This is a genomic window from Lacibacter sp. H375, assembly GCF_037892425.1.
In the GTDB taxonomy this organism is placed as follows: domain Bacteria; phylum Bacteroidota; class Bacteroidia; order Chitinophagales; family Chitinophagaceae; genus Lacibacter.
Genome location: NZ_JBBKTT010000001.1, coordinates 3791713 through 3815599, shown reverse-complemented (window position 1 = coordinate 3815599; position 23887 = coordinate 3791713). Strand labels below are relative to the sequence as shown.

Genomic DNA, 23887 nt, shown 5'->3' with positions numbered 1-23887 from the left:
TATTTTAGTTGATCTTAATTTCCATCCGGTTTTGTCGCCGTAACAAACGAACTCATGGGCCAATAAAATTTATCAAATGCCAATGGCTTTGCAGGATCGTATGCAGGAATATCTGAACATAATAGTTTCGCTAATGGCAGCTTCTGATCTTTTATACTTTGCACAATACACTTCGCAAGTTCATATGCACCATAAGGATTGAAATGTGTATTGTCTTCCAGCTTTGTAGTTTGTCCGGGGAAAGTGTTAGCTGGATAATGTACAAATGCTTTAATGGACTTTTCCGGCCCCCATGCTTCATACAATACTTTACTCATTGCATTCAAATCAATGACAGCAACATTTTCTTCTTTTCCGGTTAACCGAACTGCATCTGGATATTCTTCCAATGTATTTACAATATGCCCTGTTGAATCAAACCTCCTACGATGCATGGAAGTTACAAGAACAGGTATGCCGCCTCTCCTGCGTACTTCGGTGATATATTGATGTAGCCTTTTTTTATAAGAAGTAAAAGGCCCGATGCCCTCTCCTTTTTGTTTCATATCGTTATGACCAAACTCAATGAACAAATAATCACCGGGTTTCATAACACTCAATATTTTTTCCAAACGTTTTGCACTCATGAATGAGTTCAATGCTTCACCACTCTCTGCATAGTTCGCTACTGCTGCTGTTCCAGGAGCAAAGAATCGTGGAATCATTTGTCCCCATGCTGCCCATGGTTCTCTGCCTTGATCAACAACTGTTGAATTGCCTGCTAAAAAGATGGTTGTTGCTGTTTTGTTGGGAGTAATTTCTACTGCACAAACTTTCGGCAACGAATCATTAAACTCAATGGTGAGCAAATTATCCCAATGCAGATATTCCGATTCTCTCGGCTTCAAACGAACCTGGCTTATCACCATTCCTGAAGCATCACGGATCATACTGTCTTTGACATACACTGTAAATGTTTCAGTCCCAAACTTCCCTTCTGCTGTGCGGATATTTTCTAAAAACAAACGACGGCATTCTGCACGCACCGTTGTTGCAGATGTTCCTTTCTTATCGCCGAGAATTATTTTTACATCATAATTTCCATCGGGCAGTTTTACTGAAAAATAAAACGGCTTGGTGGATGTGATATAATCATCATTCACCGTTTTACCTCCACGGTCAACAGCTGTTACTTCCGATTCAGCTGTAAAACCATACCCTTTTTCATTCGCAAATTTCGATTCGGGTGTAACAGCCGTATAACCTTTCTTCACTCTACCGTTACCAAAATCGAACTTATATGTTTGTGCTTTTGAACATACACTCAGCAATAATGCAGCGACTAAAACAGCAGAAGACTTCATAGTTTATTTTTTCGAAAGCTGCAACGAACTGTCGTTGATCTCGAATTTAAATTGATTGAGTAATTGATACATCTCAGCACCTGCTAAAATAACGGGGCCGTAACCATGTGCCGCAAATACATTCACCGGGCGGTAATAATAAAATGCAGGATCAAAAGCCATACCTGTACCAACGCATGTTCCTTCTACCTGTCCGTTTGCATTTACTTTTGTGGTTACTGCATTCCATGCAAGGATGGCAGTTGGTGCATATGTCATTGCGTCGATCCATCCTTTGTTGATGGCATGTGTAATGCAGTAAGCATAAATAGCTGTTGCTGATGTTTCCAAATATGAATCACTTCTGTCTAACAACTGGTGCCAGAAGCCTGTTCCATCCTGGTATTGCATCAAACCATTTATATGTGCTTTAAACTGTTGCAACACAAATGCTCTGCCTGGGTGAGTTTCAGGTAATGCATCCAGCACTTCACTCATGGTCATCAAAGCCCAACCATTTGCTCTAGCCCAACGGAATTCAGGATGATGTTCCATACTCTCCACCCAGCCATGCATATACACACCTTTCTCTTTATTGAACATGCGTTTGGTATAAAGCTGCAACTGGTTTACGGCATCATCATAATATTTTGTTTCGCCTGTGAGTTTGCCCATAAACGCCATGGTTGGCACACCCATGTACAGATCATCTAACCATAATGTATTTGCCTGCGGACGCATACGTGCAAGTGTTCCATCCTTTAAACGGTATTCTTTGTTAATGACATAATCAGACAAATGATCAATGATCGGACGGAGATTGTTACTTAAGCCGCTGTTCTGCGCTTTGATCATGGATGCACAAACTGCACCACCATCGTCCAATGCATGTGGATTGATTGGCTGAGATAACAATCCTTTTTTGCGTATATAGTCTAACGGGAATTTATTCTTAATAGCAGGGATCCATTTAGCCAGGAAATCATATCTCGTTTTTACATACTCTGCATATTTTTTATCGCCTGTTGTTTCAGCTGCACGTTGAAAAGCAGAATACGTAACGCCCCATTCGTAACTCGTTAAACGAAAATCACCTTGCTTCAACACAGTGTTGGTATCTAATGCATTTACATCGGTTACAGCTGCACCAGTTTTCTTGTTCATCATCTCTGCAGGTGTAACAGCATTGAGATAGTTGTAAACTTTGTCAACTACTGATTTTACATTTTCTTTAGAAGGAGCGCCATACGGAGATGGATAGTCCACTTTCATGGCATGTAAGGGGGTGGTTACATCATTTTGTTTTGGTTTTGGTTTAACCTGTGCATTAGCAACTGTTGCTGCAAGCAACAATGCACCCATAATTATTTTTTGCATGGCAATTTGGTTTCTTGTTAATACGCTAAATATATCATGTCTTTCCCGAATAGAACCAGGTATTCACCTTAATCGTTTTCGTTAGTCGCACGGATCAAAGTGAGAAATTCGTTAAATGAAAAAGACAGGTACTTTATTCCCTGCCCTTTTCTATCGATTGCTTGCTTAGAGCTATTTTACCATTTAAAAGGCAGATAATAATTTTTTGCTAACAGTTTTGCTCTTGCGGTTGACGCAGCACCTGATGATATGCCTGATTTGATCAGTTTGTTGTAAACTTTATCTGCAATGAATGAAGGATCGTTTCTACGTAAGGTTACACGTAACAGATCGGGCCAACGTGTTCCTTCAAATGCATTTTCCAATGCAATCTCCTTCATTAAGCCTGTTTCTATGGTATTAAGACTGTCACCTGCCGGCACCGGTATATCTGTAACAAGCGCCCTGTTGCGGATACCGATATTGCGATACCAATCTGCACGGAAATAAGGTACAGAGTTGTTACTGTTTCTTCCATCAAAGTTGAAGGGATACGGTTCATTTAATGTGTTATGGTAATTCGTTACGTCAGTAACACCACTTGGCGGAGGGAAGGCCCTTTCGAAACCGCTATTTAATAGTGACCAAGCAAGCCTGTGTTTACCTAAACGATTCGCAGCTTCTGCGAAACGCATGTGCAGATGTGTTTGCCTGTACAGAAACCACTTGCCATTTTTTTGTAGAGGATTGAGTGCAGTACCTGTTGACCAATTAATGTAATTATAGAGATACTTCATTGCCACCGGCTGTCCGCCAATATTCATTGTACTCAAAAATTTTCTTGCATCGTAAGGTATAGAACCACCTTGTGCAGTACGTTGCGTTTCACCATCCCATAGATCATACACTTCCTGTGAGGGACGAACGAGATACTGTCCGCCTACAGGAGAAAACAATTTGATGAGTGTATTCTCTGGTTTGAATTTACTGTCAAAAGGCAAAGCCCATATCCATTCCCTACGGAAACCATCCGCCGTCCAGGCGCTTTCAAACATAATTCTCCAACCATCGCTATAGTTCAATGAAGAAGCATCGCCTGCCCTTGCATAACTAATGTAATGGTTAAAACCTCCGGCCCATCCTAATTTGTATTGCGAATAATAGTTTTCGCCCTGGGTACCAACAGTTGCATATTCCATTACCTGGCGGTAATAGGTTGCAGCTTTCACAAAGTCATTCTTCCATAAGTACAGGTCACCTAACAAACAACGCTTATTGATGTAAAACTTTTCTGTAGGATATCCGTCTACCGTAATATTTAGATTGGTGCCTGTTGGATATAAATCCTTAAATGGCAGTGCTTCGGTAAAATTTACAAGACTGTCGAGCAGTACGTTAAATGAGAGACGGGGAAAATTTCCTGCATTTTTTACCTCATCCACATTTTTCAATGTACTGGTTACATATGGTACAGAACCAAAGTGAATACCCAATTGCAGGTAAATAAAAGAGCGTAATGCACCGATATCAGAGTAACGCTGATTAAACTGGTCCTCCGTCATTTTTTTCTGAGCAACCATTACCTTGAAATTCTCAAGCACATCGTTACAATTCAGAATTAACTCATAAAAAGGTTTTGGGCTTGCATAAGGATTATTCTCTGTTACACTATGCGTGCTTAACTGACGAAGACTCTCGTTCGAGTTAACAGTTACATCAAGGAGATCGGCACGCAACTCATTCAAAACAACGTATTGCTCAGCCAAGCCCATAAACTTGCCATAAATACCTACCACTGCGGCATCAGCATCATACACATTCTGGTAAGCATTACTTGCATCAAGCTGCTCTTCGGGCTTAATGTCAAACACTTTTTTGCAACTGGACAGGTTCAACAGCAGCGTTGCAAACAAAACAGATTTTATCAACTTTATATTCTTCATAACTGAAGTAAGATTTTAGATTCAATTTTTAAAAACGGCACACATCCTTTGTTACAAACCTATCCTTGCACCAAGCGTAATACTTCTGTATAATGGATCAAGACCCGTGTCAATACCTTGTGCAAACAGACTAGGAGATGCACTGAATTCCGGATCGTATCCTGTATACCTTGTAAGTGTAAAGAGGTTGGTTCCGCTTAAGTATACAGATGCATTCTTGATGAATTTATCTTTGAACGGAATAGCGTAAGTGATAGAGGCACTGCGCAAACGAATATAGGAGCCATCTTCGATCCAGCGTGTGCTGAAACGGTTATTACCCATCGGATCTCCATAAGTAGCTTTTGGCATTTCGGTTCTTTGACCTTCAGCTCTCCATCTGTTTGCAACACTGTTCAATTGATTTTCGATTCCACTTGCAGATTCAAGTCTGTAGCGCAAGAAGTTGAAAATATCATTTCCTTGTGAGAAGGTAAATAAGGCATCTAATGAGAATCGACCGTATTCAACTCTTGTACTTACACTCCCAAAGAAATCGGGGGTTGGTATACCGATGATAGTTCTGTCCTTTTCATCGATAATTTTATCATTGTTTACATCAAAGAAACGAACATCACCAGCTCTGAAATTTGTATAAGAACCGTCAGCATTTTTTTTCTTCAATCCTGAATTTGCTGCATCCTGTTCAGTACTGAAAACTCCTTTTGCAACATATCCATAAAACAGGGTTGACTGAAGAGAGTTTTGTGTAAGAATAGTTGCACCTGAATATTCAGTTGTCATTTGCCCACCGGGAATCGACACTACTCTATTTGTGTTTTTTGCAATCATCAACCCAGCATCCCATTTCCATTTATCATGATTAATCAGTCTTGCATTCACAGCCAACTCGATACCACTGTTTTTCATGCTGCCGCTGTTAGTAAGCACTTTTTCAAAACCGGTTGCAGCTGCCAGTGGTTCATACACCAGCATGTTTTCTGTTTTGTTATGATATACATCCACACTTGCGTTAATTCGCTCGTTCCAGAATGCAAAGTCAACACCTACATTTAACTTCTTGTTTGTTTCCCATTGTATGGCCGGGTTAGGAATACTATTACGCACAAGCCCCTGCATGCCAAGAAGGTTTTGTGAAGCATATGTTTGACGGCCCGTGTAGTTGCCAATATCATCATTGCCCGCTATGCTGTAGGTAAGACGAAGCTTCAAAAGGTCAAGCGTGGTGTTAGCCATAAAGTCTTCCGATGAAATTAACCATGCTGCACCAATTGATGGCATTACCGCATATCTGTTTCCGCCAATGTTTACGCCATTTTTTACTTGTGATCCGAATCTTGAAGAACCATCCATTGCGGCATTAAAAGAGAAGAACAAACGATCTCTGTAGCCATAATCAACATTAAAGTAAGTATTCATCCAGTTCCATTCACCAATGCCACCGCCTGTTTGACGCAATGCGTTAATACCGTTCTGCACACTGATTAACTCATCGGTAGCAGAGTTATACCCCAATGTAAAATCCTGTTGTGCTTTATTGTGCTGGTAGCGTAATCCCAATCTTGATGCAAAGCTATGACGAGCGTTATATGTTTTTCTGAATTCAATTCTCGAATCTGAGAACACAGAGAACAAGCGTTTAACCTGTGTGCCAAGACGGCTGTCAGCAACAAAACTGTTTAATGTATCGTTGGCTACACCTTTACGGGGCACAAAAATATTCTCACGCACTTTGTCGAACACAAGTCCAAAGAGTGTTGAAGCTGACCATGATTTATTAAAGTCGTAACTGAATTTATATGAACCCATGAACCTGTAATACCTGTTATAAGCCTGCATATTATTGATCAATGCAGAAGGATTACTTACACCAAGTATATCAGTATCTTCCAGGTTAGGTGAAAGCACCCCTTTTTCATTTACTTCATTAGGGCCAAGGAAAGGAGACTTTGTTAAAGCAGTGTACAATGCACCGGTCTTTTCAACCACACCCTGGTACTTTAAATTTGTTTGATTATAGTTGAAAGCCAGGTTGGCTTCTCCGGTAAATTTCTTTGTAAAATTAAACTTAGCATTAAAGCGTGTATTGTAACGTGTAAGATCGGTATTAGTTATTACACCGGCATTTTTGCTAAAGCCAACGCTCAATGCATAAGTAGCAATATTATCTCCACCTGTTACTTTCAGATAATAATTCTGATTAACACTATTATTGAAAACATTACGTTGCCAGTTAGTATTGTTATGATAACGATAGTAAGAAGAATTTGATGCCGTATCGTCATTCATATAAGGTAACGCAGCAATATCAGCAGATGACAAGCCCTTACTTTGTAAGATTTCACTTAAATAGATCCTGTAGTTATTGGCGTTCATCACCGGCATAAGATCCGGAGCCTGGTTATAACTGGTATATACACCAAAGTCGATGGCTGTCGCTTCTTCTTTAGCTCTTGATGTTGTAATGATAATGGCACCGTTTGCACCTTTTACACCATAAATTGAAGATGCATCTTTTACAACCGTATAGTTGTCGATATCCTGAATATTAACAAGTGCAAGAGGATTTGTGTAGTTGTTGGCAATGATGCTGCTTCCATAATCATTAATGTCGTATACAATTCCATCTACCACCACCAATGGAGAATTGCTGGTATAAAGGGAATTGAACCCTCTTAAAAACAGATTAGCACCAATACCGGGTGTGCCTGAACGACGAATAACATTTAACCCACTAACCTTGCCCTGCAATGCAGCATCAGTAATTTCAAACGGACGACGCCACTCACTGTTAGCATCATAACCAACAGCTGCTGCGGTTAAGTTGCGTTTCATGATCTTGCCAAACGGCAGTGTTACTTCATCCTGGAAAGTGGATGCCGGCTGACTTAGCAGTGCAACAGAAATTGACTTGCTCCCTTTTAAGGAAACTTGTTTTTTTGCAAATCCCTCGGCCACTATTTCCACGTCCACAGTATATGAAGGCACGTTTACTGTAAATGCACCAGCATCATCTGTAATAGCTGCAGAAAAATCTTTTACGGCAACACGCACTCCACTAAGTGGCTTTTTAGTTGCTGCATCTGTAACAACACCTGTTAACGGCAATTTTATTTTTGCCTTAGTGGTATCTGATTTAACAGTTTGAGTTTGTTGCGCTATTAATTCCTGCGTGCAAACAGCTCCTCCCGACAGCAACAATATTAAAAGCAGTTTATGTAAGTTAGTTTTTGTCATTACGAATATCTTTTTTTGTTCCTGGTATTATAAGCTTGGTACGAGTTTAATGTAATCGCATACTATTGGATTGGTTCCGTTAGCGACTAAATAAATATTAAACAACGGTGCGTATTGACTCATGGTGAACTCTCCAAGGTATATTTCATTGAAGTTGAGAGCAACAACATTTGTTAATGCAAACGTTGCTGAAGCAGTTGAACCAATAGCCAGTTTTTGTGTATAGGTCGCTGTCTGAAAATCGTTATAAGCCATCCAATAAGCTTTGTATTTGATAGAGGGCACTTCTTTTAGTTCGTAACGAACATTGAATGCTGAAACGCCATGCCCTAATACAAGAAGATCTCGAAAATCTTTACCGGTGAGTGTATTAATGCGATCACGGAAATACGTATTTCCCCTTCTGTCGTGGCTTGTGGACGTATAGTTTTCTCCTTCAATCAAAATCGTTTTCATTTTTGAAGCAGGAAGTACATTCATCTTGTTCATAATGTACACAATGCCATTACTTGTTTTGATTGTCTTTACGATCGCCGAACGTTCAACAGGAAGTTTTGTTCCGAATTCTGACAATACAGTATCGGGAATTGCAGACGGATTACCATACAAAGTGTCAACTGCAAAGTCTTTCACAACATTCCAGCTTGTAACCAGCGTATTACTATCTGCATTATTCGTAACGGTATAGTAAGGCTTAAACTTTGTTATCTCAGCATCCCATGCAGCATCCGCTAGTACGAACAAAGTGTATTGCTTCTGTTCATTTTTAAGGTCATGAACACGGTTCCAGAAAAGATTAGTGTAAACTGAATCAGTTCCGGGTTGATATATTGGCTCTCCCGTTGTTGGATTAATTCCAATAACAACGGCATTACTTGTGTCGAATACATTTCTGAACAGCGAAAGCATGAATGCCTTTTGCTTTAACGGGATATCGGCATTCGTTGAAAGTACTTCCCAGGAATTATCAAGAGCAGGAAGAGGTTTATCAACCACTTGCAATAACCCATTTGCAGCATATTTATCTCCAACTTTTATTACGGCGTCTCCAATTTGCGTGCCCTTCAGGTTATTGTACTTATTGCTGAGCATTTTGATTCTTGTAAGAACCGGTACATCTGTAATTCGGTAAAGCTGACCTGCGATATGGTTGCCTACAAACAATTTAAGCTTTGCCGCATTGTTAACGATAGCAGGATCCAATGTTGCCAGTGCGCTGTTAACCGGAGCATAAACTGTGTGATTTTTGGAAGAACTCAACACTTTATCATATCCTGTTTGCACGAGATATTTTGCAAACGTACTCAGATCCGGGTTGGCATTTACCAATTCAAACAATGTAACTTTTAAAGATTCATCCGTTATGGTATTGCGGTCTTCTCTTACTTTACTGCATCCATAAAGCATCATCAATCCAAACGCAACCAGTAACAAATTTTTATACCTGCTCTTCATTTACTATTATTTTATTTTAATCAGCGAATCGTTTTGTATGATCATTATTGATAAACCTTTGTTCCATCCGGTCTGAACCTTGGTAATATCTGATTCTCATCAATTGGAATAAAATGGATCATATCCAGATTATAATTATCCATCGTTCCTGCTAATGGCGTTATTCTTACTATTTGTTGTTGTGTAGTAGTAAACTCAATTACGCCAACCTGCCTTCCACACAATAAGTTGCTTGTAGTTTCTGTATAACGTTTCCAGCCTATTGCTTCTAACTCGGCATCAGTACCGCTTGGTCTAGTATCAGTGAAATTCATAGTTCGTTGCATGATTTCACCATTTACGGAAACCTGACATAAAGCATTTGTACTTGCTGAAGGTTTTTGCTGGCGGTAACACATCCATACTTTATACTTGCCTTTAACAATAGGCGGAGTTCGCATTTCCCACCAAATCGGTCTGTTTGGCAAACCCATTGGCATCATATTCGCATCATTGTTAACAGTAAACTGGGTTACTCCTGATGTTCCATAGAGATATCTTAAATAATTTGTACCTGCCAAAGCTCCCCAGCCCCAATAAATATCTTTAATAGGATTGTCTGCTTGTGTTAGCCGACTAAACGTATATTGTGCTTTTTTGTAATAAGCGGGTAGTTTTTTAATTTCTTCGAAAGTTGATACATCCCAATACAAAGCAGTTGGTTTACGGTATTTTACCATAAAATGTGCAGCAGCATCGTGCCACACTCCATTGGTAGCTGCCACGTCACTTTTGTCTCGGTTTAATGTAATTCCTTTTTCAAGTACATCATTAAATACATCTTCGTTCAACACTACCTGTTGGTTTATAAGCTTTACACTGATAACTTCCTGTGGCTGAAACGTTGCGTGTGTAGGTATCGAAATAATATCGCCTAAAAATTTAAGTCCTTGTGAAATATGATAGGCTACGTAAATGTATAAGCTATCGCTCGGGTTAGCCGGGTTTCCTGTCTTTGAATATCTTGTTTTTAACCCGGCGTAATTGGTTATACCACTATCAGCCAACGCATGGTTGCTTTCGGCAAAAACAGTTATCCATCGTTTCGAAGAATCGCTATCTACTGTGTTTAGTTTTGTAAAGAAGCCAGTTTCTTTTAATGCTTCTACGAAGATGGAATAATTGGAATTTTCTTCGAGTTGCCTGGCAATTGTTTTAACCGCCGGTTTCAATACATTGTTAATTACATGTATGATACCGTTACCAACTCTTACATTCGACTTGAGAACGATTGCCTGTCTGTTGATGAGATAACTTGATACACCTTCTGAGTTTGCAACAGCCGTAACAAGGTACTGTCCATACATGGTAATAACCGGCAACTTCCCATCAGTAAACGAGCTTGTGTAAATAGTATCCTCCAGCAAATGCAGCCTTACCATATCCTTCAACGTATTAAGGTCTGCCGCATCAACTGATGCAGCGCCAATACTGGTGAGATATGTTTTTACACCACTGTTTGTCGGGGCGAAGCATGTATATGCACCATAAGCATTCAGGAATGCTGCATTCCCAGTTCTGTCAAGTATCTGGCGGAACAACGAAAATGAATCGAGGTTCTTATCGAGATAACCTACAATGTTAACATCGCCTGTTGTTGATTCTTCAATTTTTAATTTTCTGCACCCTTGTGCTGAAAATATAGTTGCTGCAACAACAACAATTATACTTAAGGCAATAACAATGTTTTTTTTCATAAAACAGGTTTCAATTATTTATAAAAGGGATTTTGTATTAACAGTTTATTTGTTTGTATCTCATATAAAAAAATGGGTAAATAGTGACTATTAACATCTTTAAATTTAGCTTGTGCTGATTGCTGCATGTTTGATGGTACGCTTAGGGCCACCATACTCAGTAACATGTTAAGCCGTTCATAGTTATTCCGCTTTGCATTACGAAGTACATCATACCAACGCTTGCCCTCAAAGCAAAATTCCCGTGCTCTTTCTTCCACAATAAAATCCTGTATCAACATTTTATCATTTGGCCCAGGTGTAAGGTCAGTTGCATCTAGTGCATTTGCTCTTTCACGTACCGTATAAATTAGATCCAATGCCTCCTGCCCTTTTCCGCCTAGTTCATTTAATGCTTCAGCTTTCATCAACAATATGTCGGCGTAGCGGTAAAAGAACCAGTGCGCATAGCTCTGATCTGTTGCACGTAATCCAGTTGCCGATGCGCCAATATATTTCCATACGCTTGATGAAGCCGCTCTTACAGAAGCGCCATCTCCACGTATATCATAATTTTTATCATCAGTGAGGTCAATGGTAAACACTCTTTCCATCAGATCACCTACTGCAGTCCACCTTCTAGCAGAAAAAGTTGAAGAAAAAATCGGAAAATAAGGGTTGAGGCGTTGCGGACTATACTGTAATTCAAAAATCCCTTCGTTTGAATTACCGTTATAATAAAGTGTATTGAACCAACTATCGCTGTATTCAACCACCGGGCCATTTCTTGTGGCACCTTTGATCAATCCAAATTTTCCGGAGTTAATGATCTTATCGCAGGCAGCTACACTTTCTGTATATTTTTCCATCCAGAGATAAACGTCAGCAAGTATTGCATTAACTGTGTAAACAGTTACTCTTCCTTTATCAGAAGCGACGTTACCATAGGTAGTTACTGCTTTTGTTTCTGCCAATTTCAGATCAGCTACTATCTGGTTAAAAACATCTGCCTTTGGTGATTTAGGAATGGGCGTAATATTTTCATCGCTTAATGTTGCATCAGTTTTTAATGGTACATCGCCAAATGTCCTTACCAGATAGAAATACATTAATGCACGGATGGTTAATGCTTCACTCAGGTATTGATCAAGTTGTGCCTGTGTAAATGTGTTATCGTTCGCAAGTACTTCAGGAGCTTTTTCAATTACTGTATTACAGAAATTAATAGTGCGGTAGAATGGTCGCCAGTTTGCATTTACATTGGTTGACTGAATATTTACATTAATGAGTGCAATATCATCAGCACTTGAAGCAGTTGCATTCGCAACATGATCAGCCCTGCCCTCACCCCAGATAAACAGCAACTCTGCCATTGATGGAACATAGTTCACATTACCGTATGTTCCGGTTGAGTACTCCATCATTGAAGAGTAAATGCCAATAACAGATGCCTGAACCTGTTCTTTTGTTTTCCAGAACTCGTCCTTCACAATTCCATCCTGCGGCTTTAGTGCCAGCCATTTTTTGCATCCTGTAAAACTTACAGCAAAAACAAAAAGCAGTAAATAAGATAGTATGATATTCTTTTTCATATTGTTTTTAATTAGAAGCCTGCAACAATTCCCAGTGTAATATTTTTTGCCGGTGGCGTCATTGAATTATCATAAGAAACCCTGAACGGATCTGAACCACGCATAGATACTTCAGGATCCTGGCCTAAGTAATTGGTGAACGTGAACAGGTTCTCAGCGGTTACATAAAAACTGGCCGACTTCATGCCCATTTTCTTCAACCACTTTTTATCGAAATTGTAACGTGCAGTAATTGTTCTGAAACGGATATAAGATGCATCTTCCACATAGCGATCGCTTCCAAGCCAGTTATAACCTCCTGCGATCAATGCACGTGGCATATCAGTTACATCGCCTTCTTTTTTCCAACGGCTTAACACAGCTGTGCTTTGATTATCGAAATTGTACATGTTTGTTGTGTTCATCTTTGTACCGTTAATTACATCGTATCCCCAACGGAAACTGAAGAAAGAAGTGATACGCAGATTTTTCCATGTAATAGACGGGCCAAAGCCACCTGAGAGTTTAGGGTTACTGTTTCCGAGATATACTACATCCATATAGTTGATGTTACCATCGTTATTGATGTCTTCATACATCGCATCACCCGGTTGAAAAATATAATCGGTTTGCGGATAGTTGAAACGCATGTAGATCGTTTGTCCGTTTGGCCCAACGATGGGGTTGCCTTTTGAATCAGATGCAATGGTTGATGATTTGTCTTTGTAAACGCCTTTGTATCTGTAACCATAAAAAGAACCAAAAGGATTGTTGATCTGTAAAAGGCGGAGATACTCTCCATTCTTTGTTACATCGCCACGTTGTGCAGGATAGAATTCAGAAATTTCACGAATTACATTCTGGTTACCTGAAATATTGAAATCAAAACCAATGGTCAGATTCTTTGTTTTGTAAGGCTGTGTCCATACAGCTACTTCCCATCCCTGGTTATCCATTGTACCAACGTTCATGAACAATGAATTGAACCCTGTATAAGAAGCGATCTGCAAACCATCAAAGAACAGATCTTTTGTTCTGTTGCGATATACTTCACCATCCATACGCAATCTGCCTTTGAACAAACTGAAGTTGTAACCAATGTTTGTACCGTGCAGGTTTTGCCAACGCAGATTCTTTAACTCCATACGTGAAGGAAAAATACCTGCCTGATCAAGATATGCATAGTCGTAAGTAGTGTAGGTGTTATAAAACAGGTAATCATAACGGGGTGCTTCACCCGAAATACCATAGCTCGCTCTGAAGCTGATATCATCGATCTTTTTAACATCTTTCAGGAAATTTTCTCCTGAAATTCTCCAACGAAAAGATAATGATGGGAATACACCATACCTGTAATTAGGACCAAAACGTGAATTACCATCGCCACGAACTGTAGCGTTGAAGAGGTACTTATCCATAAAGCTGTATTGCGCACCAATTAAAGCACCCACTGAACGTGTTTGCGATTGGCCCGATACAGCTCTGAGGTCATTATTCTGCGTTCTTGAAGAAATAGAAGGATCAACCAACAAAGAAGATGCTGTGTTCGATGACATCACTTCCTGGTACACCGCAGTGTAATCATTGGTGAGAACATTCATGTATGCCTGTACGCTATGCTTATCACTTTTAAATTGTGGTGTATAAACCAGACTTGTTTTTGTTCCTACACTGAAAGCATCAACATCACCATCATAAGCACGGTTTACAACTGTCTCCGTGTTTGGACGACCTGTTGCAATTTGCGGAAGGAAGCTGTTGTTCTTTGTATTGTTGATATCGAACTGGATATCAAATGTAGCCTTCAATACTTTTTTCACAATGTCATAATCAACCTGGAAACGAGGAATAACTCTGTCGCCCAATACTGAGTATTTTGCTTTATCGGCCATTGCAACCGGATTGTAAATACGGCTGTATTGACCCTGGGTATTTGCTGCAGGAGAAAAATAATTCGTTGTAAGATTACCTAAGGCATCATACTCAAACACACTCATGTTTGGCATTTTAATATAAGCCATACCACGAATTGAGGCTTCGCCACTCGCTGAATTTGAACCGAGATAGTTTCTTGACTGGTTTGAATGTGTGAACGAAAAGCTGGTAAAGAATTTTATTTTTTCAGACACTGTGTAATCAAGGTTGATACGGGTGCTGATACGTTGTAACGCTGTACCAATGGTAATACCTTTCTGATCGAAGTAACCAACTGATGCGAAGTATTTTGCTTTTTCGCCACCGCCAGTTAAACTCACCGTATGATCCTGCAAGTAACCTGTTCTTGAAACAGCATCGATCCAGTTTGTATTGTTACTATAGTTATGATACCAGTATGGATCATTTGGATCGTAGTTGAATTCACGGTTAACGGTTGTGTTAAGCGAAGTACCGATCCTGTTCATGAATGCTTCAGGGATCAATGTAGAATACTGATCACCATTTAATAACGGAATTGGTTTTGGCACTAATGATACTGAACCTTTAAATGTGTAGTTGATAGAAGGCTTACCAATGCTGCCTCGTTTTGTTGTAATTACCAATACACCGTTTGCAGCTTTTGAACCCCAGATAGCCGTTGCAGCTGCATCTTTCAATACAGTAATATCTTTAATATCAGCAGGAGAAATGTTTAGTAATTGCGCATAACCTTGCTCATCAGCAGTACCAAAGTTGAAATCACTTGGTATCTCGGTTTCATAAGGCATGCCATCCAAAACGATCATTGGAATACCTGTAGAGTTAATGGATGATACACCACGAATACGGATGTTCATTGCAGCACCGGGATCACCACTTGATGCAGTAATATCAACACCACTTAAACGACCTTGTAATGCCTGATCGATACTTGGTGCCTGCATTTCTTCCAGTTCTTTAGCAGCGATCTTTGCTACAGCAGTTGTAAGATTTTTTTCCGGGATATTCACCATGCCGTTTGATGTAGACGGACGGCCGATAATTACCACTTCACCCAAATCACCCTGCGAATCTTCCATTGAAAGATTAAGCGTGGTTCTTCCATTTAAACGTTGAGTAATTGTTTTGTAACCGATGTAGGAAAGAGATATTCTGTTCTTCGGATTTACATTCTTCAACACAAAATTTCCTTCAATATCTGTTTGCGTACCTTTTACAATACGGTTATCAACATCCATTTCAGAAACCGACACACCTTGCAATGGCTTGTTTTCTTTGTCTGTAATTTTTCCTCTAACAACTTCCTGCGCCACTGCTGCGAAGCTGAGAACGGTAAGAAATGCCGTAAAGGAAAAGATCAGGATAATTTTATTCCGCATACTTTGCATTGTTTGGGTCATTGGTTTAATTATAACGCAGGTAGTTATTAATAAGATGAATGGTACACCTGTTGCTTAAACGATTGCTTGATGCCACTATTACATTAGCAGAGCGGTTCATCATATCATTCAAAATAATTGTGTTAGGTGTTGAATTATTCACGAAAATGCTCGAAGGATCGCCATTCGGAAATTTGAAAATTGTTTCGAAGCTTCCGCTCTCCTGCCCATCTGTCGCAATATTTTTCTTATTCAAAATGTGATAGTAAATGAAATTAGACACCTTCTCTCTATCGGCTGGTAATGTTGGATTAAAGAGAGGAACCTTATTAGGAGCTGTTCCTGTGCCGGGCAATAAATTGGCATTTACGGCTGCTAATATGGCTGCATTATCAGGTATAAAAAAAGTATAGAACGATCCGGATGCGACCTGCAATATTTCGCCGGATGAGGCTGTATATATTGGTGAATTACTTAAATATTGCCAGAAATAATTGTAAGGTGAGGTTGCTGGTGTTGGCAGTGTACCCAATTTTGAAATGTGTTTACCAATAGTGGTATCACTGAATTGAAGTATCTTATCAATATAATAAACTGTTCCATTTCTGGCTGTTTTCTTATTTACAACATTCGCCACCGTGCCAAGATCTCCATTACCTGCACCAACCACCTGGTTGTTATCGAACTTAATAAACTCACCGGAATAAGACTGTGCAACACCAGCTGTTGTTGCAGAAGTAATATCTCTTCCCGGTATTACGTGCATATTTAAAATACGTTGCAAACGCACCAAAGCAGATGAACCAACTATGGCAGCACCTCCATTAGGTGGTGTATAACGCCATTGCTCATTTACGTTATTACTCACTGTAGCATCGGCGGTATAGCCTGCTGCATTGAGAGCCGCATTGCTAATAAGAAACAATGTGTATTTCTGATAAATATTCGAAATCTGGAATTTCAAATCAAGATTTAATAACCCTGTCATCATTGAATATGCCGGGTTTAGGTAAGCCTTTCCATATACACTCGTGAACACATTTGCATCCTGCACTTTGTTTGTACCGTAGAAGATACCATTACTCAAAACCTTTTTATCAGTAACATCAGTTTGTGCATTAAACCTTGCTTCTTCACCAACCGAGTTAAACGTAGTTGCAAATTTGGAAGGCCATACTGCGGTGCGCCACATATGCGCATTCATAAAATCATAAATAATATTAACAGGCAACGATTCTACACTTGGGTAATGTTCTAACAGTACTGTATTAATATAATTCAGAAGAGCCGCATTCTCTGGCACAAACATGGTATAGGTATCAGACTGAGCATCGTTATCTTGCTGCTTCAGGAAATTCTCGTTATTTGGAGAAAAAGCAATGTTGGGAACAAACACTTTTGTGTAGATATCAGTAGAGGTTCCGTAAATATTTTTATAGTTCTGGGATACGGTTTGATTTAATACATAGGCTACAAGAAACCTGTCCATTAATTTTTTAAACTCACTGTATTTAGGATTACTGCCAATGTATTGATCGAGGCTTGGCAATGAGGTGATCACCCTGTCAACAACGTGAATAACTCCATTTTCAGCGGGAATATCCTTTTCCACCACTTTTGCTTCAGCAACATTAAAACCAGTATAAGTTGAAGTTGGGTAGAAATAATTATAGTCAGTTGCTGTTAAGGTTTTACCTGTCATAAACCCTGTTTCGAAAATAGGGATATGCTTATTGTTATTATCTGCATCAACATAAAAAAATGTTCCTGTATTATTTCGATTTGATGCGATCGCTTTTATGCTTTGTCCAGTTAGGTTTACGGCATCATAAACACCTGTGTAGTTTGCTGTACGGCGTTTAAATGCTGCATTCTCAACCCAGCCAAGATTGCTCTGGAAGTCGGATATACGTTCTTGCTTAAACGCATTGTACACCAGGCAGTATGTTACAATTTTTCTTGCCGAAGCCGAATCAATTGCATCAACATTTGCAATACTGTTTTGCGTAAGGTAAACGGTGACAGCAGAATCATGTGGTGCAAAAAGTGTCCAGAAACCTGCAGTGGAAAGCGTTTGCTTATACCCTGCTTTGTCGATCAACTTCAGGAATTGACCAAACTTTCCTTTTGCCTGCAACTGCTGGTAGATTGGCTGTTCCAGCGTATCAGGACGCTCATAAAATTTGTCGAATTTTTTCTGGCAGGCAAAGAACGACGTCATCGTCGCCAAAAAAAAGAATACCTGTGCTATTTTCTTAGACATATTACTACAGATCATTTCTTATTTCGTTTGATAAATACAGAATTTCGGAATTGATATAAAGGAGAAATCGATTGTTCGAAAGAAACCGTTGTAGAGCGCTGCAGGATGGAAACTGGTGTCTGAAATGACGATATACAGCAGCAAGTTTAATTGTAGAGGTCATACAGCAGCAATCTTTTCGTTTAGCAATCAATATTTGTGTTAACACATCGAACAGCAATCGATGTTATTATTAACGATACTAAATTAGCGTAGGAATAACAGTCAACCGTCATGTGCCATCCTGAAAAGCAGTAGCATTTACGCAATCGATGCCGTAAATTCCGTGCAAAAAAAAAGCTGCTCACTGAGCAGCTTTTTTTAAATATGAAAAATAATTAATACCCTGGGTTTTGCATTGCTTGTTTTTGTGTTCCGGTTAAGGCCACACCGTTCATTTGAATACCATCAAGGAATGTCTGAGGTATTGGCCTCAGTAAATGACGGTCTTGAATGTTGGGTGCAGCATCAGGATTAAATGCCTTGGCACGGGCTATCAATGTTTTGGTGCGTGACAGATCCTGCCAGCGCAAATACTCACCAGCAAGTTCTCTCGATCTTTCATTCAGCAAGAAACATAACATCCGGTCGTAGGTAGATGAATAGCCAAGCACATTAATAATGTACTCATCACTTGCCGGTAAGGTTGCAATGTTAGTAACGGCTAAACTTGCAGAAGCCGCAGTTGTTACGGGAATATTATTTGATTCGTAATAAGAATTCTCAGGGAAAAAAGAAGGTGGTATCGATTGAGGGGCACTGCTTGGTGCAGCACCTCCATCATAATAAACAGAACGGTTTTCACCTGATTGATATTGAGCCCTGGCTCTTACAGTATTGATATATGGCAAGGCGTCTGCATAAGATCCTGTACCTGACTTTGCCAACCTGATTTTTGCTTCCGCAGCAATTAAGTAAGTCTCAGCAGAACGGGCAAGTGTAATATCACGAAGTCCTCTTACATCGTTAAAACCTGCTGTGCGTGACCCATCCATAAACTTACTTAGTGATGGAAATTTGCGGGTATCGTTCCATCCAATGTCATTTGTCTGTCCATTTCGATATGCAATATAAACATGGGGTATTGTTTTATTGGTTCCGCTATAGATCACCGAATTATTTAACAGGTTCGCAGAAAACCGTGTGTCTCCAGGTTGATTGATCACATACATAATTCCTAAATCACCCTGTACATATGGGGCCGTTGGTGCCGCTGCATTAACCTTGTGTTTTGTTCTGAATGATTTCCAAAACCTTGAGTCGTTTTGCATATCATAGACCCTGTACATAAAATGGGTTGGTGCCAGACGGCTGAACGGACGGTCGCCACTAAGATCCCTTTGCATTTGAGTTATATCTTCATAGCGTGAAACAAAATATAAATGCTGTGTATTTGAACCGCTTGCAGATAGGTCTGAGGTAAACTGTGCAGATAAAATGATTTCCCTGAGGTTTTCATTGGCACCGTTAGGTGCGGTATAGCGCCACAAATCACCAAAGTTGGGAGCTAATGAATGGTTAGCAATAACCGCATCGCATAATGGCCCGATTGCAGCTAAGTCAGCAGCTTTTGTTGAAGAGTTCCATGAATCATTAATTTCACTGCTTCGGCTCAAATAAGCTTTTGCCAGGAAGTGAGCTGCAGCATCTTTGGTTATTTTGGCAGGAGAACCTGCATTGCCTAAGAGATTATAAGCTTGTGTAAAATCAGCAATAATCAAATCATAAACTTCCTTTGGAGTGGCACGTGTAAATTCAAGTTCAACGGAAGTACTTGATTTAGTTTTTAACGGCACTGCACCATACTGGCTAACCAATCTCAAATAATTATAGGCACGTAAAAAATAGCCTTCACCTAAGGCTGTTTTCTTAATGGCATCGGCAGTAGATGCACTGGCAGTTGCATTTTCAATGATCATGTTAGCATGCCCGATACCAATGTATAAATTATCCCATTGTGCGTTTGCTGCTACCGTATTTCCATTATTCGGTGTAATAAATGATCCAAACGTATTGCCATAAGAATTATACATTCCGTTTGAAGGATCGCCACCTACACGAAATTCATCCACGCCATAGCACATATTTGAAAATGCCATTTCGCCATTAAAAGGTGTAGCAAATACCTGGTGATAGGCTCCATAAACCAACTGCTGAATTCCGGCATCTGTTTTATAATACTCCAGATCCCTTATGGTTTGAAGATTCTCGTCCAAAAATGTTTTTTTACACGAAGTAACCATCACTGCAAGGATGGCAACAATGCTTATTTTAATTATTTTATTTTTCATCTTTTATTTTTTTATTGTTGATCCTTATCTTAAAAGTATACCAACAAGTAATAATCAATTTAGAATCCTACGTTAACTCCAAAAGTATAACCACGGTTTGAGAACATTGATACTGCATCCATGTCCATGAATTTGATTTGCGAAAACAGCATACCGGGGTTTGCTGCCTGGAAATAAACACGAAGACTTGACATGTGCAGATTAGTCAGGAGTTTTGCCGGAACGTTATATGCAGCAGAAATGTTCCTGATTTTCAAAAACGATGCTTTTTTGTAGCCCAGTGAAGCAGAATAATTATCACCAGAACCAACAGAATAGAATGGCTTCTGATATTCCGCATCCTGGTTATTTTCTGTCCAGTAGTCGATCTGACGTTGATTGCCACGTGCAGTTTGAGCTTCACCACCTGTACTAAACCAATAATTGAGACGACCGTAAATAAAGATTGACAACTCAAAGTTTTTATAGGTGAAACTGTTTGTCATACCAACTATCCAACGGGGTCTTGTGTGACCAATAATTGTACGATCGTTGTTGGCATCTATTTTGTTATCGCCATTCTGGTCAATGGGTCTTACCTGACCCGGAGTAAATGTGTTACCGTTAAGACCAAACTTGCGCATTGTTCCTGTATCGGCATATTGCCACATACCATTTGATTCAAAGCCATAAATTACCCCATTTGGTTGGCCAATAAACCAGTTATTATTGATGTCATCTTGTTTACCATTTGCGAGGGTAACAATTTTATCCTTTTGCCATGAAGCATTTATATTGCTTGTCCATTGAAAGTTTTTGGTAGTAATGTTAACTGTATTGATGTTAATGTCAACACCCTTGTTTGCCGTTTCTCCTACGTTTTGAAATGTTGTTGTATAACCTGTAACGCTGGGTATCAAACGGGCCATTAACAGATCTTTGGTTTGTGAAGTGTAAGCATCAATCACACCTGAAATTCTGCTTTTGAATATTGAGAAATCAAGACCCAGATTATATTGGGTTGTTTTTTCCCAACGAAGATCTTTGTTTGCAAACTCTACAACAGGAAGCGAGGCAGCATTAACAGCACCTCCTACTGGATAAAAGAAAGGCGATGTTCTACCTTTTGTTTTATAAGCATCAATTGCTGAGTTACCTGTAACACCCACCCCTACACGAAGTTTTAAATCATTCAACCAGCCAACATTTTGCATAAAGTTTTCTCTGTTGATTCTCCATGCCACTGCAGCACTTGGGAACAGGTCAAATTTATTTCCTTCCGCAAGCTGTGATGCTCCATCTGAACGTACAGAAACAGTCAATAAATATTTATCGTCAAATCCATAATTTAAACGAGCCATGTAACTCACTAACTGACGCTCGATCAAATCTGAAGTTTGAGCAACAGTTAAATTAGTAGCTGGAAGTACTCCGTTGTGGAGTGCATTCCATTTTTGGCTTGCAAAAGGTATGCCTGTACCTGTAATACGATTTACAGGATTAGCATGAAACTTAGTAGCACTTTGCAATAGCGTTAGACCAAAACTGTGTTTCTTAATTTCTTTATCGTAGTAAACAAGATTATCCAATGTCCACGAATATGTCTTGGATTCCTGCAAAGAAGCTCCGTTAATACCACTGCTGGCTGCAGACTGGCCATCAATGTAAACGCCATTTGTATAGCTTGAGAAATCAGGGCCAAAGTTCAGACGGTATTTTAATCCTTTCAAAACTGGATGAATTTTTCCGAAATCAAGTTGTGCATGAAGGCTTCCGAAAGCACGTAATGTAGCTCTCTGATCTTGTGTAAAATTCTGTTCACCCACAACTGTTTTTATTGCCACATCTCCTCCGGGGTAAAGAATTCTGTTTCCTGCCGAATCATATGGTTGTGCCCACTTAAACAATCCCCTGGCCGAACCATAGATACTTGTAGCAGGTGTTCCAACAAATGAACCAATGATGAGATTGGACTGACCAAACTCCTGGATTCCGTAAGTAACATTCATACTGGCTCCCATGTTAAACCAGTCAGTAGCTTGTATATCCACGCTTGTTTTTGCTGAATACCTTGTAAATTTTTGGCCAAGAGAAGTACCCTTATTATTCAAATACCCGAATGAACCATACGCCTTTATATTTTTTGTACCACCACTAACACTAATGGTATTATCAGTTGTAATACCAGTTTGTGATACTAACCCTGTCCAATCGGTGTTACCCACTTTTGAACCATCCCATGTGCCTGAAGCCCAGCCTTTGCTAATATTTTTCCAGGCTGTCGGATCAGCTGTGGCGAGGAAAATATCCCTGTCATTGGCAATTGTGGGCGCATCACCTCTAGGGCGCACTGCCGGGTTACTGTAATATACGGCCCAGCGGCGAAAATCAATGTATTCCGACGCTGACATGATTGGAGCCCAATCTCTGATTGTTTCGAAAGTAACTGAGTTGTAAAGATTCACTTGCACTTTACCAACTTTACCCTGTTTAGTTGTAACGATAACAACCCCATTGGCGCCTCTCGATCCAAAAATTGCAGTAGCTGATGCATCTTTTAAAACGTCAATTGATTCAATGTCGTTTGGATTAATGTAATCAATACCCCCGGTTGTTAATGGGATACCATCAACAACAAAAAGCGGTGTATTAGATGCTGTAAGCGAACGAACGCCACGAATATTGATACTACCTACTTGACCCGGCCTTTCGTTTGAAGTAATATCAACACCGGCAACTTTACCTTGCATAGCCATTAAAGCATTGTCTACCGGGCGAGACCTGATTTCTTTCTGGTTTATACCAGCAACAGAGCCCGTTACATCACTCTTTTTTCGGGTTCCGTAACCTACCACTACCACATCTTCAAGATTTGATGCTCCGGTTACTAACGATACAGTAATTGTTGACCGGTTATTAATATCGATTTCCTGATCGGCAAAACCAACTGAGGAAATAACCAGTACCGATTTACCTGAAGGAGCATTTAACTCAAACCCTCCATCAAGACTAGTAGTAGTACCGATTGTAGTTCCTTTCACTAAAACACTGGCACCGGAAACAGCTCTCCCTGCATCATCGGTTACTTTACCCGAAACTTTAAATGTGTTTTGTGAAAAGGACGTAGAGATAAATACAAATGACAGCAACAACAGCACGCAGGAGCGTGCTTGATTTTTTAAATTCATATTAGCAGCAATTGTTAAGGTTAAAAAAAGACGGTTAAAAGTATAAGAAATCCGAAGTGACCCTATCCTGCCCCATCCTGTTTCGCTTATTTTTTTTACGCAATCGTTCCCGAAGAATTTTACCAATCACCTATATAACGTTACAAAAGTTGTTATATATCGACTGATGGATATTTAAAAACCTTAATGACGAAGTGTAAAGGCAAAAAATAATAAGAAGCTGTTCAGGATG

At 39.7% G+C, this 23887-nt stretch carries 11 protein-coding genes; all 11 read right to left on the bottom strand.

Annotated elements, in window-relative coordinates; all coding sequences use genetic code 11:
* Positions 1–14: 14 nt before the first annotated feature.
* Positions 15–1343, bottom strand: coding sequence for a rhamnogalacturonan acetylesterase (locus WG954_RS16325; protein ID WP_340437790.1), 1329 nt, complete (start codon positions 1341–1343; stop codon positions 15–17).
* A 3-nt stretch (positions 1344–1346) separates the two neighbouring features.
* On the bottom strand, positions 1347–2699 hold the full coding sequence (locus WG954_RS16320; protein ID WP_340437789.1) for a glycoside hydrolase family 88/105 protein: 1353 nt from the start codon (positions 2697–2699) through the stop codon (positions 1347–1349).
* Between the two features lie 176 nt (positions 2700–2875).
* A complete protein-coding gene (locus WG954_RS16315) occupies positions 2876–4621 on the bottom strand; it encodes a RagB/SusD family nutrient uptake outer membrane protein (protein WP_340437788.1) in 1746 nt (581 codons plus the stop codon).
* Positions 4622–4672: 51 nt separating this feature from the next.
* Positions 4673–7858: a SusC/RagA family TonB-linked outer membrane protein gene (locus WG954_RS16310; RefSeq protein WP_340437786.1), complete on the bottom strand. Its 3186-nt coding sequence runs from the start codon at positions 7856–7858 to the stop codon at positions 4673–4675.
* Between the two features lie 27 nt (positions 7859–7885).
* Positions 7886–9313 carry a fasciclin domain-containing protein gene (locus tag WG954_RS16305; protein WP_340437785.1) on the bottom strand — a complete coding sequence of 476 codons (1428 nt, stop codon included), beginning with the start codon at positions 9311–9313 and terminating at the stop codon, positions 7886–7888.
* 44 nt (positions 9314–9357) lie between these two features.
* Complete coding sequence (locus WG954_RS16300; protein WP_340437784.1) at positions 9358–11049, bottom strand: fasciclin domain-containing protein; 1692 nt, start codon at positions 11047–11049, stop codon at positions 9358–9360.
* A 14-nt stretch (positions 11050–11063) separates the two neighbouring features.
* Complete coding sequence (locus tag WG954_RS16295; protein WP_340437783.1) at positions 11064–12620, bottom strand: RagB/SusD family nutrient uptake outer membrane protein; 1557 nt, start codon at positions 12618–12620, stop codon at positions 11064–11066.
* An 11-nt stretch (positions 12621–12631) separates the two neighbouring features.
* Positions 12632–15895: a SusC/RagA family TonB-linked outer membrane protein gene (locus tag WG954_RS16290; RefSeq protein ID WP_340437781.1), complete on the bottom strand. Its 3264-nt coding sequence runs from the start codon at positions 15893–15895 to the stop codon at positions 12632–12634.
* Positions 15896–15920: 25 nt separating this feature from the next.
* Positions 15921–18158, bottom strand: coding sequence for a fasciclin domain-containing protein (locus WG954_RS16285; protein ID WP_340437780.1), 2238 nt, complete (start codon positions 18156–18158; stop codon positions 15921–15923).
* Between the two features lie 377 nt (positions 18159–18535).
* A complete protein-coding gene (locus tag WG954_RS16280; RefSeq protein ID WP_340437779.1) occupies positions 18536–20488 on the bottom strand; it encodes a RagB/SusD family nutrient uptake outer membrane protein in 1953 nt (650 codons plus the stop codon).
* A 59-nt stretch (positions 20489–20547) separates the two neighbouring features.
* Entirely contained in the window at positions 20548–23655 is a 3108-nt protein-coding gene (locus WG954_RS16275) for a SusC/RagA family TonB-linked outer membrane protein (RefSeq protein ID WP_340437778.1), read from the bottom strand.
* Positions 23656–23887: the final 232 nt, after the last annotated feature.